The organism is Spartinivicinus poritis (assembly GCF_028858535.1).
GTDB lineage: Bacteria > Pseudomonadota > Gammaproteobacteria > Pseudomonadales > Zooshikellaceae > Spartinivicinus > Spartinivicinus poritis.
On record NZ_JAPMOU010000043.1, the window covers coordinates 1 to 26,358 of the forward strand.

Below are 26,358 nucleotides of genomic sequence, written 5' to 3' on the forward strand. Positions count from 1 at the left end.
ATAAGAAAAATAACATTAAAAGCTTGTGCTCCAGGTGCTGGGCTGTTTTAACAAGCTAATAAACAGGATTGGTATAACTCATCGACCACATACAAACCCTTATACACCCCCTGTAGCCAGACCTCTAATTCAGCCCCAGTTTTTGGAAGTTGTATGGTTTGGTCACGGTTATCCAGCTCAATAGTTACTGCGTCGGATTTAACGCCTGCCTCATCCTGTACAGTAAGTTTAATAAGGCGATCTGCAATTAGCTGGGTGATATCTTTGCGGTTAGCTAAAATTTTATAAATAAGCTTTTGCAAGTGTGAGAATTCCTGAGTGTTTTATTTTATTGTTGCTGTGGCTGTAATTTTATGGGCTTTAGTTTGTATTCCAATTCGCAAAGCAAAGTTACATATAGCCTTAGAACTGCTTTTAATATTTTTTGCATTTATTGTTATTGCAGCTGCCGCTTGGGTGCTTTTACTTGGAATAGCATTCAGCCTAAGCTCAGGCTAATCCCAAAGCGTAATCCGCTGTAAATTTTCTTCTGCCCGAATTGTTGGCAACTCAATCACCAGCCCAGCAGGCAATAAAGCCCCGTGATTAGCTAAGCCTGGGTTGGCTGCTAATACAGCACCTAATGTACTGATATCACCTTGATAATATCGGTGACAAATGGCGTCGAGCATGTCGTTTTGTTGGGTGATATATTTCATATAGCTATCTATTGAATTAAGGTATTTTTTGGTGCAATAAGCTTGTTAATGTACTATTTTGTAAATAGTTTATGATTTAATCCATTGATTTTGAGATAAATATGCGACTAGTAATAGCATTTACTATTTTTTTACTAAATGGGTGCTCTGATACTGATAGCTCAAAGCAGCTAGATATGAGTAAAACTAAATGCCAAAAGTCTAATGCGAATCTGAAGAAAGATAAGGTTAACCAGAGTTTAGTTGGGTATTGGAAAGGCGAAAAAAAGCTACCTAATAATACTGAATATAGTTGGATAACAGACTTTCAATCTGATAAAAATTTTATCAGAAGATATAAATATAAGGTGAAAAGTGGCTTTGGACAAAGTGCTGATTTTGGAGTTTGGAGACTTAAAAATGGAAATTGTTGTGCATTAAAGTTTGTAAATGATATGAATCTACCTAAAGATAGCCATCCTTCTCCAGAACAAAGAGGCCATAGCTTTTCATATACATATATTATTACTAGTCTATCAAGCGAAGAGTATACATATTGTGTTTACGAAACGGGTGAAACTATTAAAATGAAAAAAGTCCAAGATAGTATGGCCCTTTAGTTTTTTGCTTTGGTTTCAAAATAAGACTTGACTATTTTTTAAGCCGAAACCTATGCGCAAATTGATTTTTATTTAAGGTAAAATCTATTTCAACATAAAAATTATTATTGTATTTATATTTTTTGCTTAGATTCACTCTAGCAATATACTCTTTTCTATAATCTTCTTGTTTATCTTGACAGGCTATGATTCTACTAGATTCTTTGGGGGCTTGAATATAGACAAACAAATGCTCTAGCTTATTAATATTACACTTAGGGATATCCTCAATTGTTTCAAGTGTAGTCGTTTGTCCATTTTTTAATTCTAAAAGAGAGATTTTTTTATAATGAAATGACATAGCTTCATAAGTATCAAACTTGACTCCGATTATATGAAACTCACTCCCAATCTTGCTAACCCTTGTAGTAAACGTGTGGCGACCAGGGTTAAGGACTCGAGCTTCTATATCAAAGGACGTTAATAAGCCTTGTCCCTTTACATTTAAAAGACCACTTTTACTCTCAACTATCCAGGTGCCTGCAATAGCTTTATTTTGATAAATTTCACACCCTTTAGTTAATCTTCTAAAACCTGTATCATTGCTCTCACCCGGAGGTATTACTTTAACTTTTTCTTCAAGAGAATCAATTGTAACTAATACTTTGTTTATTAATGGAGGAATTGTAAATGTTACCTTATTCTGTTTGCTTAAATCAAAATCTAAATCAAGTGACTCTAAATATTTGCGATCTTGTATATCTTTAGGATCATACTCTTTTATTGAGTCACCAAGCTCAAAGATACTTCCCTTTTCAGGCTTATCCCTTTTTACACACTCGATAGCTGCTATCGAGTAGTTACATACTATTAGCCATATTAATATACTAAATCTAAACACCATTATTCCTCCAGCTTTTATAAAATATAGCCTATTTTAGTTATATATCTTCCCCATATTCAGATATCGCCAGGCTGCCTTTTATTTCCATGGGTGTGCCGTCCTCAAAAAAATAATTATCATCCTGGTCAATTTGGTCTATAACCCATAATCCCAAATCCACACCACCCGAAGGTGAACCACCAACTAACCGTAGTGGCTCGCCTTTATCGGCTAGTTGCTTGAGCTTATCAAACCAGTAAAAGTCTTGTTTGATTTCTGGATAAACAGCAATATCTAACTTTTTAGTATTGGCATCCGGCCCATGGAATTGTTTTGCAGGTTTTCGTCCATAGCGATCTTTTTTCGCCCAGCGCCAGGACTGACTGGTTTTTAAGGTTTGATACTGCACGGTACTGACACTAAACATAAAATCCCCTAACGCCATCATGACCTGGTTAGGGATGTCATTAATCATGGAGATTGCCTCTTACGGAGCGTGCTTGTTTACGTTGGTGTTCATCTAAGGCTTTAGCGACTGCCCGGTTAATTTCTTCAGGGGTAGCATTAGGTTGTTTCACTTCAACGCTTACGTTGTATTGGTTGTGAGTTTGATTAACTCGACTGGCTTGGCCTGTTAATGGTGCAGCGCTGTTGGAAGATTGCATGGCCGGCGATTTTTCAATCACCTCCGCTGCATTATCTGACATCTGCTTTACTTTCTGGGTGACTTCTACCGATTTTTCATCATCACCAAACAGGCTATCCCAAGCTGCACCCAAGGTATCTTTAATCGCCATGATGGGACCAACGATAGTGTCTTGTATCCACTGCCAGGCTTGGCTAAATAGCGCTTTAATCGTTGCCCATAAACTACCAAACCACTCGGTTAAGGGTGCCCAGTTTTCCATTACCATGCCGAGCGGTGTAAAAGCTAATAAGCTTTTAAGGTATTCCCAACCTGTATTAAATACCGATTTAATGGATTCCCATAAACCACTAAAAAATTCACCGACTACTCCCCAGTCATCGATTAAATAGGCAGCCGTCGCAATTAAGCCACCAATTGCCATAATTACCAATCCAATCGGATTGGCCATCAGAGCTGTATTCCATAACCACTGGGCAGCCGTAACCGCTTTAGTTTTAGCGGCTAAGGCTAATTGAATCGCTCCGGTTCGAATGCTGGCCAGGTTCAAGGCATTTGTCGTGGCAATACCTGCCATATTGGCCACATTCCAAGCGAGCATCGCAACTCTGCAAGCCATGGTGGCCGTTTTAAAAGCCAGTAGTGCGCTTACACCGTATAATATAATCTCGGGCACGATAGGCACATTATCAATAAACCAAGCAACGGATTCAGCGAGTCGACCAAGTAATTCCACTGCAAAGCTCATGGCTGGGGCAAAAACTCTTCCTACAGAAATAGCTAAGTTATTAAACCGCTGCCCCATTAATGTAAAGTTAGGACCTCCTATTAAAATGGATTCTGCCATGGTCTCAGTGATTGCCATACCAGATTGCAAGTTTTTTTGCATGACACCAATGGTGTCGTCCAGCTCATCAATTTTAGGTAAGAATGTATCGATAAAGCCAACTGCTTCCTTTGAGCCAAAGGCTTTAAATATTTCAAGCTTTTCTACTTCATCAAGCTCGCCATATTCCTCCTTAATTTTGCGTAGAATATCCACGGCGGGTAATAAGCGGTTTTCTGCATCAAAAAAATTAAGCCCAAGTTTTTCACTGGCTTTACCCGCTTTTTGAATAAAGCGGGCATATTTAGTGGCCGCCTCACCGCCTTCCATAGAAGCGGATAACATCCCTAATACCGAAAATTGTTCAGAGATAGAAGCGCCTGCCGCCGTCGCGGTAGCACCCAATGAACTTAACGCTTGTGAAACTTTCGAGCCATCGGTTTTAAACATTTGCACCGAGGATGAAATACCGGCGCTAAGCATTTCTCCGAACTTAATATCTTTTTCTTCTTCGCTCAGGCTTTTCCAATCTTTAATATAACTGGCAGCAAACCCATCAAATTGCTTGCGATAAATGGCATAGCCTGAAGCAAAAAGACTGGTCATTTCCTCGGTACTGGATTTGGTTGCACCACCCGTTAACGCGGCTATTTTGGTAAACTCACCCACGGCGGCATCCCCAAGTGAGGCAATGCCTGACTTAATGTCGTATGAGGCCCTAATAAATTCAGTTGTTGTGGTTTTTGACCACTGATTGGAATACTCCCTGGCTTTGGCTGCAATGATTTCCTGGCCTTTTTCATCAATACCCAGGGAACCTATTTCGCCCTTGGCAGATACCATATCACCATAAGCATCCGTGAGTTTTTTCACAGCAAAAACTGCAGCACCCACCTTGGCGGTATCACCCATTAATTTCGACTTTAAGTTACTATTACGTTCACGCAATTGTCCCATGCGCTCTTCAGCTCGGCGTACCCGTGCTAATCGTTGCTGCTGTTCTTCTAACTGCTGGTTGTAGCGGTCGGTCTGCTGGGTAATACGACGAGTGGCTTGGGCTAAGTTATTGGTAGAGACGCCAGCCTGCCGCAACTCACCTCGCATACACTGCAGCTCTTGCCGTTCACTTTGTTGCTGCTGTTGTAACTGTCTTACATGTCGGGTGGCCTCCTGCATGCGTCGGGTCAGCTGCCGGGTCGGATTGCTGGTACGATTAAACTGTTGTGCAATCCTTGCCGCATCCCGTTGTGCATCTGTTAACGCGGCAGCCGTTTGATTGGTCCGACGCCTTAACTCCCGAAAGTTATTGATGGCACTGCGCGTATTGCCCAGTCGATTTAATGCTTCACGACTATTGGTAATTTGCTGATTAAAGCGATTTGTCCGCTGGGTAACCTGGCGCATAGGTGCACTGAGTTTATCCGCCAGTGCCATCACCAACTGCAGACGTGTCGTTGTATTACCAGACATAAATGTAAATTAGCTTGATTAGGAAGTGAGTTGCGCGTTAATAGCGGTTTGACGTTCTACGGCAAGAGCGTGCCAGTGCATCAATTCGGTTAAAGACATGTCAGCTGTAGTTTGGATATCCCAACCTTGGAACACCATAAAACAATCAGCCTCAATAGCCATTACATCGCTGGGTATTGAGTCGAGTCCATGAAAAAAAGGGTGACTTCCGACGCAATGTTACCCAAATCCACCAGGCTTAATTCATCCACTTCATTAGCCGTTAGTTCACAAATACGCGGTAATAATATTCGCAGGCTGCTAACATCCTGCTGGATCACATCCATTAATTTAAGGCGGCGTAGTTCACCGGCGCGCGGTTCTCGTAAGGTGACTTGATCAATGGTGGTGTCACCTCGTTTAATGGGTGACGTTAAGGTAATGGTTGTTGTCATGTGTTTTCCTTTATAGATAAACTAATAATTAAAGTTGAATTAACGATTGAAAATTAAATACCCAACGCCTCGCGAATCGCTTTAGTGCGATCCACACCGTTGATTTTGACTTCGTAGTTTTTCTTATCGATATAAATGAGCTGGTTATTATCCATTTCAAACTCATACACATCGGCAACGATAGCGAATTTTAAGGTGGCTTCAGATTCGGGTTTAAATTCATTAAACTCCATGCTTTTCCAAAGCCCTTTGAGTTTCACCATAATGGCTTTTATTTCGCCGTTCACATCCAATGAGCCGCGAATACGAAATTCTTCTTGTTTGCTTTCGGGCTGACCTAATAAATCAATGACCTTCGCGTTGTAATCCGAGACGGTGACTTCTGCCTCTAACTTTTCCAGCTTATGTAAACTGCGTTCGATATCACCGGCCACGCCTGCCAAAGTAAAGTCACTGGTTTTATAGGCTACTTTCGGCAAAGTGATGGTGTTACAAATACCCACAAAGGATTCATCCTTAAAAAAGGCATTCATATCCGTCAAAATACTGGGGACACTCATGGATTTAATTCCTTATTAACTGGTAAAGACTTGTTCGTTGTAGGTTTTATTGATGTGTTGGCGGAAGGTTAAACGCTCAGCGATATCATAGAGCCCTAAATCATAATCCCAAGTCACTTGGCCAGTACCAATATCCGCCAGGTTGAGCTCTTCATCTATCCAGCATTCACCACCCGAAATCACTTGCCGTGCTTTTAGTCGACGTAATAAGTTATTCACCCGTGCTTTGACTGCATCGACATAATCACGGGTAATATTGCGGTCCACCATTTCTTGGTGCGCATAAAGAATGGAGTCTCCGACAATATAGCGTACCCGTTGATGTGGGAGCATGACGCCATTACAAAGACGGTTGCCGTATAAATACCAGCCGCCTTGCTGATTCACGATGGTTGCGACATTTTCCGAGTTATAAAGATTGGCTTTGCTTGTACGGGAACCAATGGCATGATCCACTTTCTCAGACGTGCCCGTAATACCATAGATTTTACGGTTAGACGGCGAATGCCAATACCCCTCACTAAAATCCACCCGGACAATATGGCCTGCAATAGTGGCTGAGGCTTTACGGGTGACTTTTTTCTTCGCGGCTGGGTCTAATATTTTAATCCCACCGTTAACAAAAAAAGCTTCTTTGAATTTGTCCGCCATTTGAATGACATTGCTATAGCCTGACTCATCACCATCAATAATGGGAATGGCATTGAGGTTTTTAGCTTCAGTCTCCATTGAGGCAGCCACATCATACAAATGGGAAAATTCAGGCACAATCATTAAGCGAGGTCTAACCCCAAGTAATGCTTCAGCAATACGCAAGGCTTTTAAGCCGGTATAAATGCCCGTGTCATTATCGACCGTACCAATAATAGTGGCTAACTCTTCTTCTGTGGGTTCTGCTTGGTTTTTAGGCTCAGGCACCCGAACCACAACAACCACCGCGCCAGACTGGCGGTAAATATCTTGCAGTGCGGCACGCAGTGTGCCTGTTTTACCCGCTTTTTCAATTAACTTATCACTGGCTACTAATACTGGCGTATTAAGTGGAAATATTTTTTCCTCTGCATCATCAGCCGTGGCAATTAAGCCAATGGTGCTGGCTGATAAAATACGAATAGGTTTAACCGGGTCATCCAGCAAATACTGTTCGACACCGTGTAGATAGTCGGTGGTCATGATTGTCTCTCTATAGTGAAAGGTGTTTACAAAAGGTGGCTGTAATCGAGTTAAGGAGCAGTAGGCTCATAAGTAATGGTAGTTTCGAGGGACAGTATGCAGGTAATATCACCTTTATTTAGTTCGATGGCATTACCCACCCGCATTGAATCGATGGTGATGGTGGTATAAATAATATTATTAAAAGTGAGGGCTAAAATGACATTGCCATGTCTATCGGTATAAATATTGGGTGAGAAATTACCCTTTTTATTCACATTGATAAGCTTATTGGCACTGCCATAACAATACCCCACAAACATTGCATCAATTTCTTTGCCGCCCCCAAAAGAGTACCCTTTAGCATGAAACCAAAACATACTGTCAATAGGCTTATTAATATTAAATGGCGTAACAAAATGACAAGTCACATTAACATCTGTTTCTAAATCAGTGGTAGGAAAATCACCGTTAGAATAAGGACCGCTGGTAGGCGAATGGACACTGGTCTGTACAATCACTCCTTGCACCAGGCCATGCCGAATACTGCCAATTTCACCTGGTTTCCCAGTATAAAGCTTCTCTTTATCATAAACAGCTTGCTTAACATATTGCGGGTGAGGGTGATCCGCTTCTAAATGAGTTTTCCACTTATCATCGACATACTGTCGTGAAGCTAATACAATCGCTGGATCAATTTTTAACTCAACGGTTGAGGTATTACTAAGCTCAAGAATTACCCGTACATATAAACTACTACCACTACCTTGAGCAAGGGTGGGTTTATAGGTTTTTGGGTATTTGCCGACAATAATTAAATTATCATCCTCATCATATAAACCAAATTCCGTGATATAAAAATTGCCATCTTCCTCTGAAATGACCGTTTCAGCCACTAGCCAGTTATGATTTTCTGGATGCTGAAAAATACTGTTAATCGGCCCTTCCCATTTTTCACGCACAAGTGATGTGTCGTTTTCTTTGGGATCTGTTACTTTTCCACCGTCCTCGCCACCATCACCCACTTTTAAGGTAGTTAATTTAACGGTTTTTCCCAACGCTTGGGCATTAATAATCCTGGCCTGCCCCTGTTCAGTGAGCAAGCTAAAATAATCTTGATTCAATTCAGGCTCCTTTTGGGTAAACAGTTAAGGTATTCACTGACTGATAACCAGTTATAATCGTGCGACTTAACTGGCTGTCTAATTGGGTGGTGATTGTTGGGTAAACTAAATGGGCGGTTGCACTTTGATAACCTGATGTCAGGCAACTGCAAATTTGACTGTTAATTTGCTTAACTAAATAGGGAATCACCGTGGCTTGTTGGCCTTGCTGGCAACTAATTGCCATTTTAGGCAGAGGTGTCTGATTAGTAAGATACAGAGTTAAGTCATAATGACTTCGCATATTTTTAGCGCTATCTACCACTTGCCGGGCATTCTGATACTCCGCTTCGTCAATGCCTCGATTGGATAAATTGGCTTTAATCTCAAACGTCCCCCGTTTACCGGGAGGCTTTTTCTCAAACCATTCTTTAACCTCAATATCAAAGTCTAACGCGGCTAAGGCTTTCTCTAGTGCACGACGAGTGCCTTTAATTTCGTGGACTTCAATACTATTGGCGATTACCTGGCGTTTAATTTGTTCTGGCCAGCTGGATTGCCAATGATCGACTGACACAGCCCAGGCCAAATACGGCAATAGCGGTGTAGGACATTGATACGGGTGCCAAATGGTTTCAAGCGGTATTGGAATTAACGCTTTTGCATCCGCTAGTGCTGCTTCTAAATCCCGCTCTAATTCGGTTAAATTACTCGGTAATAGGGAGTTATGACCAGCCATCACTTGCCAGTTGTTGAGTTTTTAGGGTGATTTTCTTGCAATAGGCCGCTTCTGACGGTTTGCACTTTATATCAGTCCAGTTTTTTAACGTGACGTTTTCCACGCCTTCCACCGTTAACGCCGCATGAATACTACTCTCAGTAATTTGTGCACCTAAATAATGCTGATGGATGACGTACTGCTGTAGGCGTTGACGACTTAAATTCTCGACAATAGACGCTTCAGGGCCTCCTTTTAAGTACAAGACAGCATCAATGGTGTATTCGAAAAGCTGACTCGGGGCTTTAATATTTAATTTATCGGTTAATGGCCGGTAAGGTTCCAGATATTCACGAACCTTTTTTAATAAGGCTTCCGTCGGCTGCCCGGTGTTTTCATGGGTCAGGATATATAAATCGACTTCAACCGGTTCGGGGGAATTCACTGCCACATCTTTTACTAGGCCATCAGCCGACAGTGCATGAAAAATATAAGCGCCTTCAGGCCCAGCCACGGATTTACCTTCATACTCCAGTTGTAGCCGGTAGCGGAAGTCCTGGTCGGTTTCTTCTTCATGCCGGGGCGTACGGTAATAGGTTAGTCCAATATGATCTAACTGTGGTCCAATCGCTCCAGCCAAGGTTAACCCGTAAATTTGTTCATTGATTTTTTGTCGCAGTAGCCGATGCCGATAACACATGGCAGAGGCGATACGATAAGCAGGATCTGCAGGGCTTGGATTGGGGAGCTTGGCTTTTTCGGTTACCGTGGCTAGCTCATCTTGGTAATGAGTTTCATCGATAATGTTAAGGGGAGGCAGTTTAGATAAGTCGATAGCATTTCTACTGCTCAATTAAGATGCCCTCCATTTTAATTGGCTCGCCATTTTCCAATAAAATAAACTGCAAAGTTAATTCAATTTGATGCTCTTCTGCGCGGGTAATGGCCATGGTGGTTAATTTAATGTCATTCAAACCATTAACAGGGTTATTAATGGCTTCAGCCAGCCGAATATAAGCTTGCATATAAAAGCCTGGGTCCACATTACGATCAACCAACTCATAAACCCGCGAGCCATAATCCCGATGGCCCACTAAGGAGCCAATCGGCGTGTTTAAAGCATCTTGAATACGTTGCTGTAAATAGGCGAGACCGGTGGTGTTTTTACCCGTGTGAGCGTGGGTGCCGGTTTTCATAAAATTCTATTTACTATTTTTTCTTATTGCTTCTTCAATTATATTTGCAACTTCGGTATTACCTGCTTGTCTTGCTAGCAATAGCGCTGATTGACCTTTATTATCTTCTACTTGTGTATCAGCACCTTTATCGATAAGAAGTTGTGCTATATCGGCATGACCTTTATAAGCAGCAACAATCAATGGTGTTACCCCATAATTGTTTTTTGTTTCAATATTTGCTCCTTTTTCAATAAGTAATTTTACTGCGTCAATGTAGCCTTGCCGAGTAGCAAACATTAATGCAGTGTCTTCGCTATTATCTCTAGCCTCTATATCTGCACCTTTATTAATAAGGAATTTTATGATGTGTGTTTGACCTTTATAGGCGGAATACATTAAAGCGGTTCTACCAAGATAGTTTTTATCTTCAATATCAGCGCCTTTATCAATTAGCCTAGCAATATCTTGTGAAGAACCCTTTTCTATAGCATCGAAAAAAGCTGCTATGTCATTAGCACAAGCAAGACCAACTGGTAGAAGTGCAAATAAAAGTATTAATATTTTATGAATTCGCGTCAGCATAAATTTTTCCTAGTTTAAAAAATACATGCCCATAAATAACAATCTAGTTTGCTTTAAATAATTGTAAAACTATTGTTTATTACCCGTCGGCACCGCTGTCCCATGACCTGGCACATCATGACCATGCCCGTTATAAATATCCCTATCACCCTGCATGCTACGGGTATGATCGGTTATATCACCAGTCGCTTTAATATTACCGATCACTTTTACATCTCCTTCAATCTCAACACCACCAGTGGCGACTATCTTGACAGTGCCACTGGCCGGTAAAAGGATTTCGTAATGATGGCTTTCCTGGTTATAGGATTCTTTAGCACCATCAGCATACACAGTGATATGTATATTTTTATCATTTGAGGGTGTTGGAAACTGGTTGTAATAGGAGCCAGGTATGATTTCACCCAGGGTTAAATCCCCCTCAGAAATCACCGTGGCACCTTCACCAATATCTGGTGGCGACCAAGTGATGGTTTTACCCGTTCGTTGTGGTTTCCAGGGTAGCCAGCCAGTGGTTTGCTGTTGGCCTTCAGCGCCATATTCCACTTTAGCTAAGTGGCGCCCATGATCCACTGCATGTATACGACCTCTGACAACCACTTGCCCTAGCTTACGCTCTAAAGCTTCAATACGTTGTAATAAATCAGAGTCCATCGTTAGTTATTCTGGGTTCAAACTCAGTAAATGGGCTTTCAATGTGGTGAGTGCCTTTAATCAGGATTTCATCAGGGGTAAATTCTACCCCTTGCCAGATATCCCCTAAATGAAATACTTGCTCCCAGCTGATTACCCAGGACTCATAGCCTTTTTCCTCAGTTTTAAAACCTTTAACATCCGGCTTAAAACTACCCGGAAAAGCACTTAAGGCCGTGGGTTGTTGTGCTAAAGCACCTAATCCCCAGCGGTTCTTATTGATCACCTGCATAACCTTAACTGCAAAATTCCGTACTTCTAACTCCACCTGCTGGGTAGCCACACTTAAAATGCAGTGAGCAGCAAACTCAACTTTTACAGCGGTTCTTCCGCCGGAAATCGGGGTGTCTAATTCCATTCCGACGACTTCCAATAACACACCAGGCGTCTTAACTTTTTTATCAACTAACGGGTTGTAAGCCGCCACATGGTGTATTTCAGGAATGGCTTGCTGAATAGCATTCACCATCTGTTGATGGACATAAGTAAGATCATCGTTCGTGGTTGACTGCATAATTTAACTCTTGTTGTAGCAGGGTTGAAAAACGTTCGACGGCACGGTTTTTATAACGCTTAAATAGTTCCTCGGTGACGCCATCAATAGGCACACCAATACGCTGTATCGGAAAACGACCCTTTAAGTGTTTAGGTACTTGGCCAATCGCCTTTTTCTTTTTAGGATTCAGGCTGGGGTAATTTAAGGTTAAATTACGTTTGCTGCGTATCCACACCTTGGCTTGCCCATCAAACACCGGTTTATAAAAAGCCCCCTCAAACCGGTGGGAACGTACCGACACACCTTTATTCGTCTGCCTCGGTTTGCTCACTTGCTCGGCTGCCAACGGTAAGGTACCAATCCATAAGGTAAAAACTTTATTGACCCCTTTACCGGTAGTGGCATCCTTAAACCGCTCTTTAATCACCTTTTGTGGGACTTTCATGGTTTTGCTGATTTCTCTGGCCATTCGGGATTTTAACCAACGAATGGTTTTACGCATGGCCCGTTGCGAGGCTTTTTCTAACTGCTTTGGAGCTGCCTGAATAATGCGGTTGGCACGGGCAATTTCCTGGGCAAAACTAATATCAACACCACTTGTCATTGGGATTATTCTCTGGTGGATTCGCTAACCATAACTCGGTAATGCCTTGCCCATCAGGATAACCCTGTGCCACAAAAAACAAGTGGTTGTTAATTTTCACCTGCCAGGATTGATCGGCTTCTTCGCAGTCGGCTGTAGACAGTGTTAACACGGCTTGTCTTTTTTGAAACACCACACCGCTTGGGGCGTCGGCTTCATAATCCACCAGCGCATAACCAAAAATACCTTGAGTATTGGTCGTGTCGCCATTGGGTTTAATTAAAGTGACAGGGGTATCAGTAGTTAATTTCAGGGCGCGGGCATTAATTGAATTTTTATTAACCATTCGGTTGGAGAACGTCTTGCAATAAAATACCGCAATCTTTCGCGACGATTAACTCGCGCAATTTTTCATAAACGCGCACTCGGGTACCGCCATCCACCCCAATATTTTCATCGAACCATTCCCTATAACTACGTTGTTTACGTTGCGCGGTAAACCCGTAGGTAATCCGGTTATTTTGGCTCGTCGCCAACTGATCGATATGCAAAAAAGCACAATGATCACTCCAGATTTTTTTCAATACCAGCTTTTGCCCTTTAACCGCAATATTCAAAAAGGCTTCACCAATAATGACCTCATCAATTTCTAATAAATCTGCTAGCTCCTGTCTGGAGATCATGCCACTATCACCACTGTTAGCATTACGAGCTTTAACCAGGGCTTTATTTTTACGGATAGCGGTCCATTGTGCGCGGCCTAACACCATTTTATTCGGTCGAATAAGCGGCTCATCGAGCAGTGCCATTAAATAATCCTGCATCGGCGCATCGGCATTATTAAAGGCTTCTTCTTTTTTCAGCTTGCGGGTAATCCCATGGTTAGCGGGATCAAATACGATATCTGCCACCCGTTTTTCACGGCCTAATAACACTAAATCGGTGGTGGATTCTACTGCAATATCAATCGGGTCATAGTGTTCTGGGGCTTCTTCAACATCACTTTCGGGTACCGAGGTTTCCAGACCATAATCTTTGGTGGAGCTTTCTGTTTCATCACCCGTAAACTCCACTTCATTCACGACTCCCCGACGACTGACTTCTAACTCTGGCACTGTTAAAAACTGCTCAGGGGCAAATACCGAATATTTAAATATTTCAGAGCCAACGGGGGTACGGGGCAAGACCTGATCTGCAATCAGCTTTTTATTTTGATAGGCAATGGTTAACGCGAGCCGTTGAGGCTCGATCTTAAACGGACGTTGCATAAATAATCCTATTAAAAATAAAGGTAAAAACTAAAAATAAAAAAATGAAGATAAAATAATAATTAATTAGGTGGCGGGCTGATTAGTGATTTGTAAATAGACATCCCCTACGTCGCCTTCAACCCCGGATTGTTCGGCATAGCCAATTATATTATCAGTGGCTTTAGCGGGGATGCCGCGCCCATGTTTATCGGCTGTCAGGCATTGCCCATAATTAACATTAGTCCCGTATTCAATACAGCCAATGCCTGTGCTAATCACATCTGACATTTCACCAGCGTTTGAGACTAAATTACCTGTGACACCTTTTAATATAGCTTTACCATTAGCCGCTAATTTCACGCTGCCTGGTGTCGCCCCATAAGCGACAATCCGAAAAGGAGGGATATCGGTGTCGGGTTTATACCCCTTAATAAAACCTAATTTCATTCTGTGATTACTCCTGTTTGCACTTGTTTAATGGCTTGGGCGTAACTGAGTCTTTCGCCTTGTTGCTCAGCGGCCATGACTAATTGACGGGCTTGTTTCGCTAGGGCGTTAGCATCAATTTTATCGATACCTTCAGAGCCATCTGATGTCGGTACATCTTCAACTTTAGGTGCTTCTTTTTGGCTGGTTTGCAGGTATTGTCGTGCGGCCTTGCGCTCTGCTTGTAATATTTGCATAGCCGCTTCTGGTCCAGATGTCTTGCCATCAAGCGCCAAGGTATTTAATAGCGCTTCATGACCAGGCATGGCTTGTTCAAACACGGCTTTTACCCGCTGATTTTCCAGTTGTTTACCCTCATTTATTAAGGCGGCAACAACTGTCGGGTGATCGTCTTTTAAGGTTTCTATAATCACCTCGGTTGAAGCGCCGGCAGCAATTTGTAGGGTGGGCTCGGTTGTGGCTGCTGTGTTTACGGTAGGTTCCGTTGTTGTAGAAGCTGCTGTTGTCATCATTACTCTCTCTGTGGTTAATTCACCTAAAATGTCGTCTAAGCTACCCAGCCGATGCGCCATCCCCCGGTCAACGGCTGCCTGACCGACTAAAACACCGCCTTGGCCAAATTGTTCATGCACATGCTCAATCGAGACGCCCATATTCCGTGCTACTCGATCAATAAATACAGTTTCTAACGCATTGGCGCGTTCTTGATATTCTTCACGGCCTTCATCAGTTCTCGGATCAATTCGCTTTTTTGGGGCATGGCTGGAGACAAACTCGATTAATTCTTCATCCTTATCAGATTGACTAATGGATAAGGTCAGGACCGCGCCGACAGAGCCGACACTTGCCGTGGGATCAATCACCACCTCATCACAGGCGCTGGCAATCCAATACGCAGCCGAACAAGCTTCATCACCGACATAAGCCATTATTGGCTTTTGGCCGCGCGCTTGATAAATCATTTCCGCAAACTCATGAATGGCTTTGGCATTGCCGCCAGGGGAATCAAAGCGAAACACAATACCGCTCACGTCGGGTGAAGCTAAGACCGCTTTAAAATCTGTACACAGGGCTTCGGTGGAAATGCCGCCACAAATATCGTGAAACCAACTGGCATAGCGAGAAATGACCCCTGTGACTTCAATCAGGGCGACACCATTTGAGGTAATCGTGGTGCTGTTGCCAGCCGCTTCACCTTCTACTGACACTAGCTGTATGTCTTGCAGTTGCTGAACGATTTCACGCTTAGCAATACCCGTCATCGTTTCCAGTACGTCAGGCCGAATTAACCATTGCTGGGTAGCCAGCCAATTTAAGGCGAGTGTTTTACTCATCGTCTTGTGCTTCGTCTTCGTCCATTAAAAAACCCGGCTCAGTGGCCGGGCTTTCGGTGGTAGTGGGTTTATATTTTTTGCGCTCTTCAATAATCCGGCGCTGGTTAATCTGATCCCAGTCATGACCTAATAGCCGGCGTGTTTCGACTTCGTGGGTGCTGATGCCAATGTTAAGGCGTTTTTCAGCGGCATTAGCCGCTTTCACTTCATCAATATCCCCCAATACAGGACCATGCCATAACGCACGGGTATAGGCTTTACGAATCAGTAAATCATTTAAAAAACCCGGCATGTGTAGCCTACCGTTGGCCACTGCTTCTGCGATAATGGTTTCATAATAGGGCTGGCAAATATCCACCACTAAATTCGCTCGATCTACCGCAATAAAATGCGCAAACTGGAGTAAAGCCGCTTTACTGGCACTGTAAGACGCTGAAAAATGCTTGACTAGAATCTCAAACGGGATACCCAGTGCGGCTCCCATATGTTTCCAAAGCACCGTAACAAACGGATCAAACACCGCATTAGGACGACCAGGGTTAGCCGTCTCAATGCTTTCATCTTCATCCAGTTGCACCACCAGTCCATCACCTAAGCGATATTCGGGTCTTTCTTCGCTGATTTTTTCCTCAGCTTCATCATCAAAATGACTGGCACCACCAGCATTTGGCGCAAAAGCGTCAGCGGCTTCTGGGCTGGAGGATTTAACAAATACTGTAAATTTAGAGCTAATCACCGCTGCCATTAATTCAGCATCCACATAGCGACCACACTGTTTAATCACTTCAATCACCGGCGACAAGTCGGGTATGCCACGGGTTTGGCTGGCACGGGTATTTTTATTCGAGGCAATTAAGACATTAGGTCTGCCATTACTGGCAAATAACGGTACATAACGCCAAGTAGGTTTATTGCCTATTTTAGTTTTAATGTGAATGCCTTTAATGGCACCGTACCTATCCAGCTGAAAACCCGCTGAGTATTTTTCATCATCCCGCTGTAAATTGGGATTCGATACCCGATCCGATTCAATGGATTGGAATTTCGTTTGATAGGGAAAATCCGCTCGATTTAAATAGGGCAATAATAAAAACGCATCCCCATTAACCTTGCTGCTGTGGTAAAGCTCGAATTGTTTTTGATAAAAAGTTTTGCGTCTTGCAATATCCGCCTCGCGGCTTTCCGCGACTAGATTAAATTCCCTAGCAATTTGGCCTTGGAGTGTTTCGGCTTCTTCTGAGGTTAAGCCTAAAAACTCATAATCAATATTCGGCTCGGGTCGTAAACCGGTACCCACCACATAAACCGCTTTGGTATTTATTGCGCCATGGGCTAACGCATTATTCCGCTCTAAATCCCGTGACCTTGCACGTAGTTCATCCAGTTCCGGATTAATATCCTCATCCGCTGGCTTGCGGGAAGTAAACCAACCTTTTAGCGCGCCTTTACTGCGAGAAGCACCGGTAAAAGAGCTGGCAGCTGCCACAGATACCCGTGCCTGAAAACGCTCTTGGCCTTTGACTGGGTTTATATAGTGAATGACCTTATCCAGTAGGTTCATTCTCATATAGGAATGCCCTTAAACACTTTAGGTCCACCGCGGAGCCTTTTTTCCAGTTCGGCTTTACGTTGATAAAGGGTATTTAAACTAGCCATGGTCACTTGTCGGGTACCGGAACTAGTACTGATGGTAGCGCTTTGACCCGTTTCTAAAATGGTAGTAATGGCCTGATTAATCGAGGCTAATTCGTTTTGAATGGTTTGTCGGCTCATAATTTACATTCACTGAGTGCACCACGCCGCTTTTGACGTTTTCGGCTTGGACGTGGCGGCGCGGATACAACAAGTGGTTTATTTTCTGCTGTTGGTGCACTGGTTTCGCCCATGGCTAAATCCAAAGGCGTCGGGGGTAACCGATGTACTTGTTCTAAATGTGCCCCTGCAGCCACTAACACTTCTGCATCAAAATAGTGGTTATGGGTGCGTATTTTCATCCAGTGCACTGTGCCTTTTTCATCAATCGAGCGGGCTTCTGCTGTTACCTGTTTGGCATAGTCATCACTGATCCCCATCGGCACAAACCAGGCACCAGCTTGATCTTCTGGCCAGGCTAATCGGTTATGCACCCAGGATTTAAAGTGATCGGTATCCAATAGCATCCGCTTTAAGGGTTGCTTGGCGTGACCTTTTTGATCGATTTCCGAGAATTTATACGGCTTATCCTGGGTAGGTCTTCCCTTGGTGGGGATTGCATAACCATAAAAACGCCGAGCAAATTCATACACCATGTGTTTTGGGTTGTTTTTACCACCGGGTTTAAAACCGGAATCAATAAGTACCCGATGAATCGATTGGCCAGCAAAAGGCCGTTGAATATAAGCCGCTAATTCATGCCAGACGGCTTCATATTCTGTTTCTCCCAGAATTTCACCGTAATCCAATAACCAGGAAGTAAAGTGGTAACCAAAACCACGCACCACATACACTAGTCGGTCGCCTTGAACATCCACACCCATTAAAATCTTTTTTACCCCAGCGGGGATTTGGCACAGGTAATAAGGTCGTTGTCGTTCAAATACCAATTTCCACTCAGGGGCATCGCCTACCACCGCAAACAGCTCACCAAAGCGGGTATTAATAATCCCTTGGACTTTGCCTGGCTTCCCCGTTTGTTGAGCGGCAACTAATTCCCGTGCACGATCACCAAACGATTGCCAAGGACTGCATAAGCCGGACACCCAAAACGACGCAATTGAATTATTGGTGGGTGAACGACAATAAAAACCGAAAGGAACATGATGAGATTGGCCCTCTTGCACAACAGTCGCTGTATGAAGCTGATCATTAAAAGCCGTGGGCTTTTGGCCGGGGGCAATAAATACCCCACGATCATTCATCCATTCCTTGCTTCTTTCGTAAATGGCACACCCACAACAACCACAGATTAAATGGGCTTGTTGTTTCGCTTCTGTCGGTGTCGCCTCATCAGGAATAAATAATAATTTCTGCCGAGCAATAAAATATTGATGACATTCAGGGCATGGCCAAGCCCATTCAAATCGTTCGCCTTGTTGCCAGATCAACCAAATCGGTGAGAATAAATTCTCTTTATCCACCAGTGCCCAGCGTTCGATATCATTATCAATATAGGTTTCAGCTTGGCCGACAGTTGGTGTAGAGACAACACTAATATTGCCATCAATGTAATTACTGATCCGTGCACCCACTACCGTATAAGGATCACCTTCGCCCCCCACATCATTGGTCATCCGGTCCAGCTCATCAATGTAAACGTCTTTCACCGGGTGGGAGGCTAACTCGGTAGCAGAGCCAGCCCAACCAAACCCCAGCCGTTGGCCATTAATAAATTTTTCGTGGATGGTTTCTTTTTTACCTTTGGCTAGTGCCTCCCATAAGCTGGGAACCGCTTTCACTAATTTAGAAAAGCGGTCTTTAGAAATAGACTCCACATTTTTACGGGTTGGCCCCACATACATCGCTGGGCCTGGGTCTTCATCCGCTTTCCAGCCAATGCAGTTTAATAACACACCATCTGTCTTGGACATCTGCGCACCCAATACCGCGCAGATTTCTTTATACAACGGATCGGCGACAGCATGGGTAATGCCTTTTACCCAGGGAGCGCGGTTACTATTCCAAGGACCGGGCTCTGGTGAACCAGGGGGTAACACCCGTTTAGCATCAGCCCATTGCCATGCTGTTCGACGTGGCGCTGGTCGAATCGCTTTGGCCATCACTGCCAGTATTTTTGCTAGCTGATTGTTCATTAATGGCTAATTCTTCGAGAATATTGGCAGCTGTGGTAAAGGCACGGTTCACTTCATCATCCCAAAGCTTTAAACCCTGGGCTTCATTTTGCGCAATCATCACTTTAGGAATAATTTTACGGCCCACGGGCTTTAAAATAATGCTGATTTGAGTAAGGGCTTCAGCCACTTTGATGGAGGCTTGTTCTAAGTCGATCACCTGTTGTGCTTTTTCATCACGCTCGACTTCTTTTAAATCGGCTTCGGCTTCTTTAATACGACGCTCAGCGCGTAGCTTTAATAACTCTTCTTGAGCATAAGTGGTGCTTTCATCACCTGGGGTATGTTTGCCCCCCAGTTGCTTTTCAACTTCCCGTTCAATCTCCCATGCAATCGCCGCATTTAAATTAATTTGGATGGGGTCGCCCTTTTTACCACTGCCATCATGAGGTAACCCTTCAGATAACCAACGACCAACCGTTCGCTCAGATACACCCCGCAGGTCGGCATAGTCTTTTTTGTTCAGAAATGTGGGTATACCCATCTAGATTCCAAAAAGGTGGCAACTAGGCTGTCCAGGCATGTCCACCTTTGCCACCTTTTTTGAAAACAAGGATGTCAAAAAAAACAATCAGTTAGCTTTACCATCTGGTTATGATTTGAACGATAAAGGTGGAAGAAGGGCAGCTTTTTTGGCAAATTGAAAAATACGCAAACCGCGCGGCTCTACGACCCGCAATAATATTTGCTGCCCCCGGAAGAACCTATTGTGACAGTGACGATGCAGTAATAATAGTAATGCAATAATGCGAGCAATAATATTGTAATTACCATTAATCATTAATTGTTTTGTCATCACTAACAGGAGTGCCCAGGCTTATTGAGTAATTAAAAATGGAAGATAATAAGACAGCTAATAATATTAATTGCATGATAAATACCTGAATAAAAAAATCCCACCGAAGTGGGCAAGGGTTATGAATATTAGGCGTGAAATTATTTAAGCAACTTCAAACTGGTTAAATCGTTCGGCTAATAAAGCTAAACCTTTAGGGGTCACCCTCACTTGTTCAGTGGTTTTCTCTGATCCATCTGAACGACTGACAACAGTGACTTTATGTTCTAAAACACCTTGCTGTATTTTATTTTGATAGGCCGTCCAGCTAGCATGGCCCGCCCTACGATATATCCACTTATTCTTAGATAACCAACTAAATAAATCCTTTGGCCTAACCTGCAAGTCTTTAGCAGCATTGGTAATACACATACCACCATCGGATTTAGCGATACGTTCAAGGGCTTCAACTTGAGGCTTCATAGCGCCTATTTGTTGGCTTTGTTCTTGGATTCTTTCCATTGACTGCGCCAGTATCCCTGCCACTTGCTGTGTATTAGTCCAATCAATTTGAGTTGTACCATAGCTGCCAGTTTTACGAATAGTTGGAAGCACTTCACTGGTAACCCATTTTTTAAAGATTTTGGCTTCGGGCCGGCGGCTTCTTAAGATGGCTGAATAAAGACCCGATTCGTTAATAGCCTGTAACCCCTGGCTTCCACCAAGGGTCTGTATAATCTGCAGACCCTTTTCGTCATCATCTAAAGTGCGTGTCATCGCACTTGCTTCAGAGTACAGCAGTACATCAGCAACATCCTTGGCCACAAACCAAGGTTCGCCTTCTCTATTAATGACACGAATGGAGGATGAGCCGAATTGAAATGGAATTATGTCATTCATTTTTTACGCTCTTTTTATGACTTTAAGGAAAGTTTTGTAGGGGTTAGCTAGATCAAATGTTCGCAATTATTGTTTTCGTGAAAGTTAAGAGAAATTGCTATTCTGAATATATGTGTGATCAAGGACTTAATCATAATGAGTCGGTGGTTTGTTATTTTACTGATAATTCTTAGTTTTTGTTCTTATGGAGCAGAAAAAAAGATGATAAAGATTACGACTGGTGACTACCCACCATGGTCTTCTCAAAATTACAAACATGGTGGATTTATTAGTCATATTATAAAAGAATCCTTTAAACGAGCTGGTTATAATGTTATCTACTATTATTTCCCATGGGCTAGGGCTTATAAAGAAGGACTGTCTGGTAAATACCATGCTTCAGCTTTTTGGTTTTGTACGGTAAAAAGAAAACAAGACTATTACTGTAATGAAGAACCACTTGCCTCAGAGGATATAGTTTTTTTTCATCTAAGAACTACACAAGTTGGTGAATGGAAGAAACTTAGTGATCTTGCTCATTTTCGAATTGGGACTACAAGGAGTTACGCTTATACTCCTAAATTGCAATCTGAGGAACATGGATTAACTATTGAAACCATTAACTCAGATGAGATCGGTTTGAATATGCTACTAAATGAAAGAATAGACTTATTTGCGCTGTCAATGATAGTTGGCTATTCAATACTTAACCATAAATTTGCGCCAGGAACAGCAAAACTAGTAGATATCTCCTCCAAACCAATTACTACAGATAACCTATACCTTCTATTTCCTAAAACAAAACAAGATTCCGAGCCACTCCTTAAGGCTTTTGATAAAGCATTGAAGTCTATGCATAAAGATGGTACTTATGATGAATACTATAATAAGCTATTAGAAGGGTATTATTTAAAAAAATAATACCCTTCTAATAGTAGTTTGAAAACATTTACTTGTCTGTTTGCTCAACTGCTTCATTTACTTTTTGGTAAAACAAAACCGTCTCCCGCTTATCCTGCCGATGCTTGTACACCCAATTCACAACAACAGTAATCGTGGTGAGAATAATGCCGATAATGACACCCCAGTCTTTGAGTGTTAGACCAGCAATCACAGTGACTACACTGGCGACATAAGGGGCGTTTGAGATGATTTTTGCAGTTACCATCAGGCTAACCGTATTGTCAGTTATTTACCAAATTTGTTTGTTAAATACTGAACTAACACACTACGCAGTATTCGTCTAAATCCAAAGGTATCAATAAAAACGAGGGCTAAAGCGTATAAATACCACTCTGGTACACTGGCTTTTAATGCGTCAAAGCCGTCCTGGATATAAATACTCATACCAGGTACAAAGCAAACAACTAAAGGTAAAACAGTGATAATCAGTAGAAAGTCATCTTTCCAGCCTCGTGACTGAATACTAATTGAATCCAGTTCTGAAGCACTGATATTACCTTGCTGGATTTCATCTAGTTGCTTTTTGTGGATGGCTTGCTTAAGTTCGGCTTTGTGCTGTTTGTTGGTTAAATAGGATTGAAATAAACTACTAACGGCTGTGACGATAGTGGCTATCATTTTTCTTTGAGTTGCGCTTTCTGTTTAAATAATCTTGAGAGTATGTAGTTCGCTGGTGGTGGCAGTAAATGAATAGACCAAGTGCAGGTAAAACAATAACAATAAAAGCAGCTGCCAAAGTAATGAAAAAGTTAGTTACTATATCCATTTTGGCTGTAGCTCCTTATGTCTTTAACTATGCTCCACCAGTCTTGCACATCAAAGTTAGGGCAGGTTTTACCAGGGTCTAAATCACAATGCCCAACTATTTCAGCTTTTGGATATTTTAACAGCCAGTCGTCAATTACTTTTTCCAAGCTAACTAACTGCTCGGAAGTAATGCAGTCACGACCAATTAAACAAACACCAAGGCTATAACTGTTGTAGCCTCTAACATGAGCACCAGGCCAATAGTCAGGGCGGCCATTTTCAATAGTGCCATCGCGTTTAATGACTTTGTGGTAGCCGATGCCATCCCAGCCTTTTTCTTTATGCCACTGGTGAATATCTTCGGCTGATATATCTCGTTCGTCGGGTGTATCAGAGCAATGCACAACGAGTTTCGTGATTTTCATAGTTAAAAAGAATTCACTTGCTCTAAAGCGGATTTTGGAAAGACATCTTTGTGTGGAGTAGCACCGTCAAACCAACGGCATTCGACGTGTACTGAATAAGAGTTTACATTAATAACAGTCATCAATGGGCCGCCCGACTTTAATCTGACAAGCGAGCCAGTAAACAAGTTAGTAGTGTCCATAGTGATATTTAGTAGGGAAGTGGTTTGCTGCAGGCATAAAAAAGCCCCATCTAGATGATGAGGCCTTTTCCCAAAATTTTCTATACTTGAACGCACTTTAGTGTAGACACAAAAATACATTCTGGAAGTAGAGTACACATTTTAGCGACCCCTGTCAAAGGGATTTTTATTTCTCCTAGAAATTACCACCTTCAGCCCAGTGAACATGATGGTTTGAAGCCTGTGGCCTTTTTTGATGTAAACTTGGCTTGTGGTTAGAAGAAAGAGGATAGCTCTGATCGTGACGGACATACCTCCACTCCTCGAACCTACAACTTTTGTTTTTACAGCTGGTTTTCTAAGTTTAGGTCAGTATTTTAAAGGTTGTGCCATGTTTATCAGTAAATTGTTTTCTTCCATTTAAATCATTCACTCCAAATAATAGTTTGAGAAGTTTGACTTGATTAGCATTATTATTAAGAAGTTGATTTAAAAAGCCATGCGTTGTAAGTGTTGTCATACTGACGTTTTGATTCCACATTGTCATTGTGTTTGCACCAGTAATAGTTACCCTTGGATTATTTTCAATATTGCGCAGCAATCGTGATACTGGTTCAGTTAATTGGCTGTAGATTTCATCTGCTTTGGTGTCTGTAAGGTCAGTTAAGTCAGGCGCTAAACCCTCCTCAGCCATTAATTCATAAAATGCCTTAACAAAGCGGGATGGTTGAGGGATTTCTGTTTCATCTGCTATTGACATATCCATGAAAAACATATTTACGCTACTAAAGCCCCAATCTCGAATATATCGGGTCACAAATCTCATTAGAAATAAGTATTTTTGCATACTGTCATCATATGTATTTTCGAAGTTAGTATCCCCATTTGGATCTCCTGCATATGTTATAGGATTTGTAGGCTGTGCTTGTGGGCCTGGCTTTCGAGTTGTAGTTATAATTTTTTTCCAGCTGTCTGCATTTTGAAGAATTAGATCTGGAAAGTCTTTTATTTTTTCATATAAGTCATCATGCAAGTATGCAACATCATCAGTAGATAATTGACTACCATGGGAAGCTTCATGAATTATTGTTCCGGCTAAATGAGTAGCTTCTTGCTGGACACCTGCATTATTAAAAGTTATTAATGCATTGTTGCCATTTCCCCTATTAGAAGCATATGAGCCAGTACTTTTATTAATATACCTATAACCTTTAAAGTTTCCAGGGTTATCCACACCATTGTTTACTGCTTCGTTATAAATATCTCCATTATTTATCACATAGTCTAATTGAGTTTTAATTTTGTCCACTCCATCTGTTATATCACTGATATTTAAATCTGGATATAAATGAGCTTGAGCATAATTGAATTCAAGCCCTAAATATATTTTTGTTTCAGCTATATAGCTTTGGGCTGTTTTAAATGCTGCTCTAACTTTATCAGGACTTTTTTCTATGCCAGTATTGTTATCTACAGGTACTCTTTGGACTACAGGTGAGAAGTATTTCTCTGTGTTTATTTGTTCACCTTGTTCTATTTTTCTCATTTGAAGAGCCTTGGCGCCCATGATGTCTGCTTCTTTCTCTAAAACTTGGTCATCATTGATTAATACTTCTCCTTTCATTTGCAGAGTAGGTCTGACGCGTCCTTTTTTTTGTTGCACAACATGCCATGCTTCATGTGGTAAATGTTTTTCTTGTCCAGGACCTAAATGAATATTATTGCCCTGTGCATATGCGTGAGCTTGTAATTGTGCTGGCTTATCGGAATTGTAATGCACTCGTACATCAGAAACATCAACACCTGATAGATTTTCAATACCAGACTTTAACTTATCAGGCATTCCGGTATTATTTTCTTTTTTCTGTAAGAGAGGTTGACCTGGCCTAGTACTTGACATAGCTTTCTGTAATTGAGCAATCTGATTGCTTTGTGGACGATTATCTACAAAGCTTATACTCTGTTTGCCTATACCTTTTTTTTGGGTCGTATATTCAACAGAAAGGTGGTTTTTATTGTCCTTTTCTTCATTCGAATACATATATCGAATCCTTTCATTTTTTGGTAGCGGCGGTTGCTGAATGATGATAATTATCTGAAAATTCACTTGCTTTATAACAGTATTTTATATATAGCATCTCTATTTCCTCTTGAAAAGGGAGGTGTGCCCCCCAATTAAGGCTTGAGAAAGGGGCTGAAAATGCCGGTGTGGGGTCGTTAACAAAATTAAAATTTTATTGAAAATTTATTACATTTATTGATTTTAACTGCAATCCAACGTGCTTATTTGGGGCAAGTTGGCCAGGCATGATAAGTCATTTATTTTTTTCTAAATACTCACTTAAATGAAAAATAATTTGAGCATGCCATTTATGAGCTTGCTTTAAACATTCTTCATAACGAGTATGCCAACGCACACGCCAGCATTTTTCAAATATGCCACAAAATTCGGCTTGCTTCATTTTGGTTAGTGGTCTTTTCCCATCGTTACAATTACACTTTCTGAATTTATTTGACCGTTTGTCAATGCCTGTTCCTTTACATACATCACATAGGTTTTCGAACACTATTTCGTTAATCATTAGTCGAGCAAATTGCTTAAAGAACACTAAGGATCGCTTTTTGTCATTTGGCCATGGTTCACGCCATTTCTCCTTCACCCCCACACCTATCACATACTTTTGAACCAGGGTATCCAGCTCATGTAATACTGTTTTATCACCTGCATACTTTAATAGTCCTAATAAGTACGCCTCCCGTGGTAAGCTGCCCATACCTAAAGCACCAGCCACATCTTCAGCGGTTAATTGTGGGGTACCACCAGGTACACCTTCGTAGTTGATACTGCCATGGGCTAATAATGCCATTACGTTTACTGTCATGTTTCACTCCTTTAAGGGTTTATTCGTTCTTACTAATATGTATCAGCCCCTCTAGTTCGATAAGTAGC

At 42.0% G+C, this 26,358-nt stretch carries 36 protein-coding genes; 4 read left to right on the forward strand and 32 right to left on the reverse strand.

What is annotated here, in order from left to right; translation table 11 throughout:
* Nucleotides 1-47: 47 nt before the first annotated feature.
* A complete protein-coding gene (locus tag ORQ98_RS22615; RefSeq protein WP_274691084.1) occupies nucleotides 48-302 on the reverse strand; it encodes a hypothetical protein in 255 nt (84 codons plus the stop codon).
* A 16-nt stretch (nucleotides 303-318) separates the two neighbouring features.
* On the opposite strand from ORQ98_RS22615, the gene ORQ98_RS22620 reads away from it, so the two are divergent.
* Nucleotides 319-498: a hypothetical protein gene (locus ORQ98_RS22620; protein ID WP_274691085.1), complete on the forward strand. Its 180-nt coding sequence runs from the start codon at nucleotides 319-321 to the stop codon at nucleotides 496-498.
* On the opposite strand, the gene ORQ98_RS22625 is transcribed toward ORQ98_RS22620, so the two are convergent.
* The gene (locus ORQ98_RS22625; protein WP_274691086.1) at nucleotides 495-698 is read right to left on the reverse strand and encodes a tail protein X; all 204 of its coding nucleotides are present in this window, start codon (nucleotides 696-698) and stop codon (nucleotides 495-497) included. The genes ORQ98_RS22620 and ORQ98_RS22625 overlap by 4 nt on opposite strands.
* 176 nt (nucleotides 699-874) lie before the next feature.
* Here ORQ98_RS22625 and ORQ98_RS22630 point away from each other — a divergent pair, with 176 nt between their 5' ends.
* Entirely contained in the window at nucleotides 875-1,297 is a 423-nt protein-coding gene (locus ORQ98_RS22630) for a hypothetical protein (RefSeq protein ID WP_274691087.1), read from the forward strand.
* A 31-nt stretch (nucleotides 1,298-1,328) separates the two neighbouring features.
* Here the strand turns inward: ORQ98_RS22630 and ORQ98_RS22635 are convergent, their stop codons facing one another.
* From ORQ98_RS22635 to ORQ98_RS22740, 23 genes are all read right to left on the reverse strand, one after another.
* Nucleotides 1,329-2,180, reverse strand: a complete 852-nt coding sequence (locus ORQ98_RS22635; protein WP_274691088.1) for a hypothetical protein — start codon at nucleotides 2,178-2,180, stop codon at nucleotides 1,329-1,331.
* 37 nt (nucleotides 2,181-2,217) lie between these two features.
* Nucleotides 2,218-2,634: a phage tail protein gene (locus ORQ98_RS22640; protein WP_274691089.1), complete on the reverse strand. Its 417-nt coding sequence runs from the start codon at nucleotides 2,632-2,634 to the stop codon at nucleotides 2,218-2,220.
* On the reverse strand, nucleotides 2,627-5,101 hold the full coding sequence (locus tag ORQ98_RS22645) for a phage tail tape measure protein (RefSeq protein WP_274691090.1): 2,475 nt from the start codon (nucleotides 5,099-5,101) through the stop codon (nucleotides 2,627-2,629). The genes ORQ98_RS22640 and ORQ98_RS22645 overlap by 8 nt, the downstream gene beginning before the upstream one ends.
* An 18-nt stretch (nucleotides 5,102-5,119) precedes the next feature.
* The gene (locus ORQ98_RS29665) at nucleotides 5,120-5,263 is read right to left on the reverse strand and encodes a GpE family phage tail protein (protein WP_425347705.1); all 144 of its coding nucleotides are present in this window, start codon (nucleotides 5,261-5,263) and stop codon (nucleotides 5,120-5,122) included.
* Nucleotides 5,263-5,535: a phage tail assembly protein gene (locus ORQ98_RS22650; RefSeq protein ID WP_274691091.1), complete on the reverse strand. Its 273-nt coding sequence runs from the start codon at nucleotides 5,533-5,535 to the stop codon at nucleotides 5,263-5,265. Before ORQ98_RS22650 ends, ORQ98_RS29665 begins: the two co-directional genes overlap by 1 nt.
* Nucleotides 5,536-5,588: 53 nt before the next feature.
* On the reverse strand, nucleotides 5,589-6,095 hold the full coding sequence (locus tag ORQ98_RS22655; protein ID WP_274691092.1) for a phage major tail tube protein: 507 nt from the start codon (nucleotides 6,093-6,095) through the stop codon (nucleotides 5,589-5,591).
* Between the two features lie 15 nt (nucleotides 6,096-6,110).
* The gene (locus ORQ98_RS22660) at nucleotides 6,111-7,268 is read right to left on the reverse strand and encodes a phage tail sheath C-terminal domain-containing protein (protein ID WP_274691093.1); all 1,158 of its coding nucleotides are present in this window, start codon (nucleotides 7,266-7,268) and stop codon (nucleotides 6,111-6,113) included.
* A 50-nt stretch (nucleotides 7,269-7,318) separates the two neighbouring features.
* Nucleotides 7,319-8,371: a phage tail protein gene (locus tag ORQ98_RS22665; protein WP_274691094.1), complete on the reverse strand. Its 1,053-nt coding sequence runs from the start codon at nucleotides 8,369-8,371 to the stop codon at nucleotides 7,319-7,321.
* A 1-nt stretch (nucleotide 8,372) separates the two neighbouring features.
* Entirely contained in the window at nucleotides 8,373-9,089 is a 717-nt protein-coding gene (locus tag ORQ98_RS22670) for a phage tail protein I (RefSeq protein ID WP_274691095.1), read from the reverse strand.
* On the reverse strand, nucleotides 9,076-9,921 hold the full coding sequence (locus tag ORQ98_RS22675; protein ID WP_274691096.1) for a baseplate assembly protein: 846 nt from the start codon (nucleotides 9,919-9,921) through the stop codon (nucleotides 9,076-9,078). The genes ORQ98_RS22670 and ORQ98_RS22675 overlap by 14 nt, the downstream gene beginning before the upstream one ends.
* The gene (locus ORQ98_RS22680; protein ID WP_274691097.1) at nucleotides 9,911-10,264 is read right to left on the reverse strand and encodes a GPW/gp25 family protein; all 354 of its coding nucleotides are present in this window, start codon (nucleotides 10,262-10,264) and stop codon (nucleotides 9,911-9,913) included. Before ORQ98_RS22680 ends, ORQ98_RS22675 begins: the two co-directional genes overlap by 11 nt.
* Before the next feature lie 6 nt (nucleotides 10,265-10,270).
* Nucleotides 10,271-10,828 (reverse strand): ankyrin repeat domain-containing protein, encoded by a 558-nt coding sequence (locus tag ORQ98_RS22685; RefSeq protein WP_274691098.1) that lies wholly within the window; start codon nucleotides 10,826-10,828, stop codon nucleotides 10,271-10,273.
* A gap of 69 nt (nucleotides 10,829-10,897) precedes the next feature.
* Nucleotides 10,898-11,482 carry a phage baseplate assembly protein V gene (locus tag ORQ98_RS22690; protein ID WP_274691099.1) on the reverse strand — a complete coding sequence of 195 codons (585 nt, stop codon included), beginning with the start codon at nucleotides 11,480-11,482 and terminating at the stop codon, nucleotides 10,898-10,900.
* Nucleotides 11,472-12,035 (reverse strand): hypothetical protein, encoded by a 564-nt coding sequence (locus ORQ98_RS22695; protein ID WP_274691100.1) that lies wholly within the window; start codon nucleotides 12,033-12,035, stop codon nucleotides 11,472-11,474. Before ORQ98_RS22695 ends, ORQ98_RS22690 begins: the two co-directional genes overlap by 11 nt.
* Nucleotides 12,013-12,621 (reverse strand): hypothetical protein, encoded by a 609-nt coding sequence (locus ORQ98_RS22700; RefSeq protein WP_274691101.1) that lies wholly within the window; start codon nucleotides 12,619-12,621, stop codon nucleotides 12,013-12,015. Before ORQ98_RS22700 ends, ORQ98_RS22695 begins: the two co-directional genes overlap by 23 nt.
* Nucleotides 12,605-12,946 carry a head-tail joining protein gene (locus ORQ98_RS22705; RefSeq protein WP_274691102.1) on the reverse strand — a complete coding sequence of 114 codons (342 nt, stop codon included), beginning with the start codon at nucleotides 12,944-12,946 and terminating at the stop codon, nucleotides 12,605-12,607. The genes ORQ98_RS22700 and ORQ98_RS22705 overlap by 17 nt, the downstream gene beginning before the upstream one ends.
* Complete coding sequence (locus tag ORQ98_RS22710) at nucleotides 12,939-13,868, reverse strand: hypothetical protein (protein WP_274691103.1); 930 nt, start codon at nucleotides 13,866-13,868, stop codon at nucleotides 12,939-12,941. The genes ORQ98_RS22705 and ORQ98_RS22710 overlap by 8 nt, the downstream gene beginning before the upstream one ends.
* A 66-nt stretch (nucleotides 13,869-13,934) precedes the next feature.
* A complete protein-coding gene (locus ORQ98_RS22715; protein WP_274691104.1) occupies nucleotides 13,935-14,297 on the reverse strand; it encodes a hypothetical protein in 363 nt (120 codons plus the stop codon).
* Complete coding sequence (locus tag ORQ98_RS22720; RefSeq protein ID WP_274691105.1) at nucleotides 14,294-15,631, reverse strand: S49 family peptidase; 1,338 nt, start codon at nucleotides 15,629-15,631, stop codon at nucleotides 14,294-14,296. The genes ORQ98_RS22715 and ORQ98_RS22720 overlap by 4 nt, the downstream gene beginning before the upstream one ends.
* Nucleotides 15,624-17,198 carry a phage portal protein gene (locus ORQ98_RS22725; RefSeq protein WP_274691106.1) on the reverse strand — a complete coding sequence of 525 codons (1,575 nt, stop codon included), beginning with the start codon at nucleotides 17,196-17,198 and terminating at the stop codon, nucleotides 15,624-15,626. Before ORQ98_RS22725 ends, ORQ98_RS22720 begins: the two co-directional genes overlap by 8 nt.
* Entirely contained in the window at nucleotides 17,195-17,404 is a 210-nt protein-coding gene (locus tag ORQ98_RS22730) for a hypothetical protein (RefSeq protein WP_274691107.1), read from the reverse strand. The genes ORQ98_RS22725 and ORQ98_RS22730 overlap by 4 nt, the downstream gene beginning before the upstream one ends.
* Nucleotides 17,401-19,419, reverse strand: coding sequence for a terminase gpA endonuclease subunit (locus tag ORQ98_RS22735; RefSeq protein WP_274691108.1), 2,019 nt, complete (start codon nucleotides 19,417-19,419; stop codon nucleotides 17,401-17,403). Before ORQ98_RS22735 ends, ORQ98_RS22730 begins: the two co-directional genes overlap by 4 nt.
* Nucleotides 19,334-19,942, reverse strand: coding sequence for a terminase small subunit (locus tag ORQ98_RS22740; RefSeq protein ID WP_274691109.1), 609 nt, complete (start codon nucleotides 19,940-19,942; stop codon nucleotides 19,334-19,336). Before ORQ98_RS22740 ends, ORQ98_RS22735 begins: the two co-directional genes overlap by 86 nt.
* 37 nt (nucleotides 19,943-19,979) lie before the next feature.
* Here ORQ98_RS22740 and ORQ98_RS22745 point away from each other — a divergent pair, with 37 nt between their 5' ends.
* Complete coding sequence (locus ORQ98_RS22745; protein WP_274691110.1) at nucleotides 19,980-20,102, forward strand: hypothetical protein; 123 nt, start codon at nucleotides 19,980-19,982, stop codon at nucleotides 20,100-20,102.
* Between the two features lie 296 nt (nucleotides 20,103-20,398).
* Here the strand turns inward: ORQ98_RS22745 and ORQ98_RS22750 are convergent, their stop codons facing one another.
* Entirely contained in the window at nucleotides 20,399-21,133 is a 735-nt protein-coding gene (locus ORQ98_RS22750; RefSeq protein ID WP_274691111.1) for a phage antirepressor, read from the reverse strand.
* A gap of 135 nt (nucleotides 21,134-21,268) precedes the next feature.
* Here ORQ98_RS22750 and ORQ98_RS22755 point away from each other — a divergent pair, with 135 nt between their 5' ends.
* Nucleotides 21,269-22,033, forward strand: coding sequence for a substrate-binding periplasmic protein (locus tag ORQ98_RS22755; RefSeq protein WP_274691112.1), 765 nt, complete (start codon nucleotides 21,269-21,271; stop codon nucleotides 22,031-22,033).
* A gap of 28 nt (nucleotides 22,034-22,061) precedes the next feature.
* Here ORQ98_RS22755 and ORQ98_RS22760 read toward each other — a convergent pair whose 3' ends face one another.
* The 6 genes from ORQ98_RS22760 to ORQ98_RS22780 form a co-directional block, all read right to left on the reverse strand.
* Complete coding sequence (locus ORQ98_RS22760) at nucleotides 22,062-22,280, reverse strand: HP1 family phage holin (RefSeq protein WP_274691113.1); 219 nt, start codon at nucleotides 22,278-22,280, stop codon at nucleotides 22,062-22,064.
* A 20-nt stretch (nucleotides 22,281-22,300) separates the two neighbouring features.
* Entirely contained in the window at nucleotides 22,301-22,693 is a 393-nt protein-coding gene (locus ORQ98_RS22765; RefSeq protein ID WP_274691114.1) for a hypothetical protein, read from the reverse strand.
* A 131-nt stretch (nucleotides 22,694-22,824) separates the two neighbouring features.
* Nucleotides 22,825-23,247: an N-acetylmuramoyl-L-alanine amidase gene (locus tag ORQ98_RS22770; protein ID WP_274691115.1), complete on the reverse strand. Its 423-nt coding sequence runs from the start codon at nucleotides 23,245-23,247 to the stop codon at nucleotides 22,825-22,827.
* Between the two features lie 2 nt (nucleotides 23,248-23,249).
* On the reverse strand, nucleotides 23,250-23,549 hold the full coding sequence (locus tag ORQ98_RS29670) for a YodC family protein (RefSeq protein ID WP_425347706.1): 300 nt from the start codon (nucleotides 23,547-23,549) through the stop codon (nucleotides 23,250-23,252).
* Between the two features lie 223 nt (nucleotides 23,550-23,772).
* On the reverse strand, nucleotides 23,773-25,449 hold the full coding sequence (locus ORQ98_RS22775; protein WP_274691116.1) for an eCIS core domain-containing M35 family metalloendopeptidase: 1,677 nt from the start codon (nucleotides 25,447-25,449) through the stop codon (nucleotides 23,773-23,775).
* Nucleotides 25,450-25,723: 274 nt separating this feature from the next.
* Complete coding sequence (locus ORQ98_RS22780) at nucleotides 25,724-26,290, reverse strand: hypothetical protein (RefSeq protein ID WP_274691117.1); 567 nt, start codon at nucleotides 26,288-26,290, stop codon at nucleotides 25,724-25,726.
* Between the last annotated feature and the right edge of the window lie 68 nt (nucleotides 26,291-26,358).

Bases quoted from the DNA above. Each gene is read 5' to 3' on its own strand.
- ORQ98_RS22780 (WP_274691117.1), bottom strand. From the start codon at position 26,290: ATGACAGTAAACGTAATGGCATTATTAGCCCATGGCAGTATCAACTAC.
- ORQ98_RS22695 (WP_274691100.1), bottom strand. From the start codon at position 12,035: ATGCAGTCAACCACGAACGATGATCTTACTTATGTCCATCAACAGATG.
- ORQ98_RS22725 (WP_274691106.1), bottom strand. From the start codon at position 17,198: ATGAGAATGAACCTACTGGATAAGGTCATTCACTATATAAACCCAGTC.
- ORQ98_RS22650 (WP_274691091.1), bottom strand. From the start codon at position 5,535: ATGACAACAACCATTACCTTAACGTCACCCATTAAACGAGGTGACACC.
- ORQ98_RS22710 (WP_274691103.1), bottom strand. From the start codon at position 13,868: ATGCAACGTCCGTTTAAGATCGAGCCTCAACGGCTCGCGTTAACCATT.
- ORQ98_RS22750 (WP_274691111.1), bottom strand. From the start codon at position 21,133: ATGAATGACATAATTCCATTTCAATTCGGCTCATCCTCCATTCGTGTC.
- ORQ98_RS22660 (WP_274691093.1), bottom strand. From the start codon at position 7,268: ATGACCACCGACTATCTACACGGTGTCGAACAGTATTTGCTGGATGAC.
- ORQ98_RS22730 (WP_274691107.1), bottom strand. From the start codon at position 17,404: ATGAGCCGACAAACCATTCAAAACGAATTAGCCTCGATTAATCAGGCC.
- ORQ98_RS22625 (WP_274691086.1), bottom strand. From the start codon at position 698: ATGAAATATATCACCCAACAAAACGACATGCTCGACGCCATTTGTCAC.
- ORQ98_RS22680 (WP_274691097.1), bottom strand. From the start codon at position 10,264: ATGAAAACCGGCACCCACGCTCACACGGGTAAAAACACCACCGGTCTC.
- ORQ98_RS22640 (WP_274691089.1), bottom strand. From the start codon at position 2,634: ATGATTAATGACATCCCTAACCAGGTCATGATGGCGTTAGGGGATTTT.
- ORQ98_RS22645 (WP_274691090.1), bottom strand. From the start codon at position 5,101: ATGTCTGGTAATACAACGACACGTCTGCAGTTGGTGATGGCACTGGCG.
- ORQ98_RS22765 (WP_274691114.1), bottom strand. From the start codon at position 22,693: ATGATAGCCACTATCGTCACAGCCGTTAGTAGTTTATTTCAATCCTAT.
- ORQ98_RS22635 (WP_274691088.1), bottom strand. From the start codon at position 2,180: ATGGTGTTTAGATTTAGTATATTAATATGGCTAATAGTATGTAACTAC.
- ORQ98_RS22700 (WP_274691101.1), bottom strand. From the start codon at position 12,621: ATGACAAGTGGTGTTGATATTAGTTTTGCCCAGGAAATTGCCCGTGCC.
- ORQ98_RS22720 (WP_274691105.1), bottom strand. From the start codon at position 15,631: ATGAGTAAAACACTCGCCTTAAATTGGCTGGCTACCCAGCAATGGTTA.
- ORQ98_RS22685 (WP_274691098.1), bottom strand. From the start codon at position 10,828: ATGCTGACGCGAATTCATAAAATATTAATACTTTTATTTGCACTTCTA.
- ORQ98_RS22715 (WP_274691104.1), bottom strand. From the start codon at position 14,297: ATGAAATTAGGTTTTATTAAGGGGTATAAACCCGACACCGATATCCCT.
- ORQ98_RS22735 (WP_274691108.1), bottom strand. From the start codon at position 19,419: ATGAACAATCAGCTAGCAAAAATACTGGCAGTGATGGCCAAAGCGATT.
- ORQ98_RS22690 (WP_274691099.1), bottom strand. From the start codon at position 11,482: ATGGACTCTGATTTATTACAACGTATTGAAGCTTTAGAGCGTAAGCTA.
- ORQ98_RS22770 (WP_274691115.1), bottom strand. From the start codon at position 23,247: ATGAAAATCACGAAACTCGTTGTGCATTGCTCTGATACACCCGACGAA.
- ORQ98_RS29665 (WP_425347705.1), bottom strand. From the start codon at position 5,263: ATGGCTATTGAGGCTGATTGTTTTATGGTGTTCCAAGGTTGGGATATC.
- ORQ98_RS22705 (WP_274691102.1), bottom strand. From the start codon at position 12,946: ATGGTTAATAAAAATTCAATTAATGCCCGCGCCCTGAAATTAACTACT.
- ORQ98_RS22655 (WP_274691092.1), bottom strand. From the start codon at position 6,095: ATGAGTGTCCCCAGTATTTTGACGGATATGAATGCCTTTTTTAAGGAT.
- ORQ98_RS22745 (WP_274691110.1), top strand. From the start codon at position 19,980: ATGTCCACCTTTGCCACCTTTTTTGAAAACAAGGATGTCAAAAAAAAC.
- ORQ98_RS22670 (WP_274691095.1), bottom strand. From the start codon at position 9,089: ATGGCTGGTCATAACTCCCTATTACCGAGTAATTTAACCGAATTAGAG.
- ORQ98_RS29670 (WP_425347706.1), bottom strand. From the start codon at position 23,549: ATGTATTTTTGTGTCTACACTAAAGTGCGTTCAAGTATAGAAAATTTT.
- ORQ98_RS22760 (WP_274691113.1), bottom strand. From the start codon at position 22,280: ATGGTAACTGCAAAAATCATCTCAAACGCCCCTTATGTCGCCAGTGTA.
- ORQ98_RS22755 (WP_274691112.1), top strand. From the start codon at position 21,269: ATGAGTCGGTGGTTTGTTATTTTACTGATAATTCTTAGTTTTTGTTCT.
- ORQ98_RS22630 (WP_274691087.1), top strand. From the start codon at position 875: ATGAGTAAAACTAAATGCCAAAAGTCTAATGCGAATCTGAAGAAAGAT.
- ORQ98_RS22740 (WP_274691109.1), bottom strand. From the start codon at position 19,942: ATGGGTATACCCACATTTCTGAACAAAAAAGACTATGCCGACCTGCGG.
- ORQ98_RS22775 (WP_274691116.1), bottom strand. From the start codon at position 25,449: ATGTATTCGAATGAAGAAAAGGACAATAAAAACCACCTTTCTGTTGAA.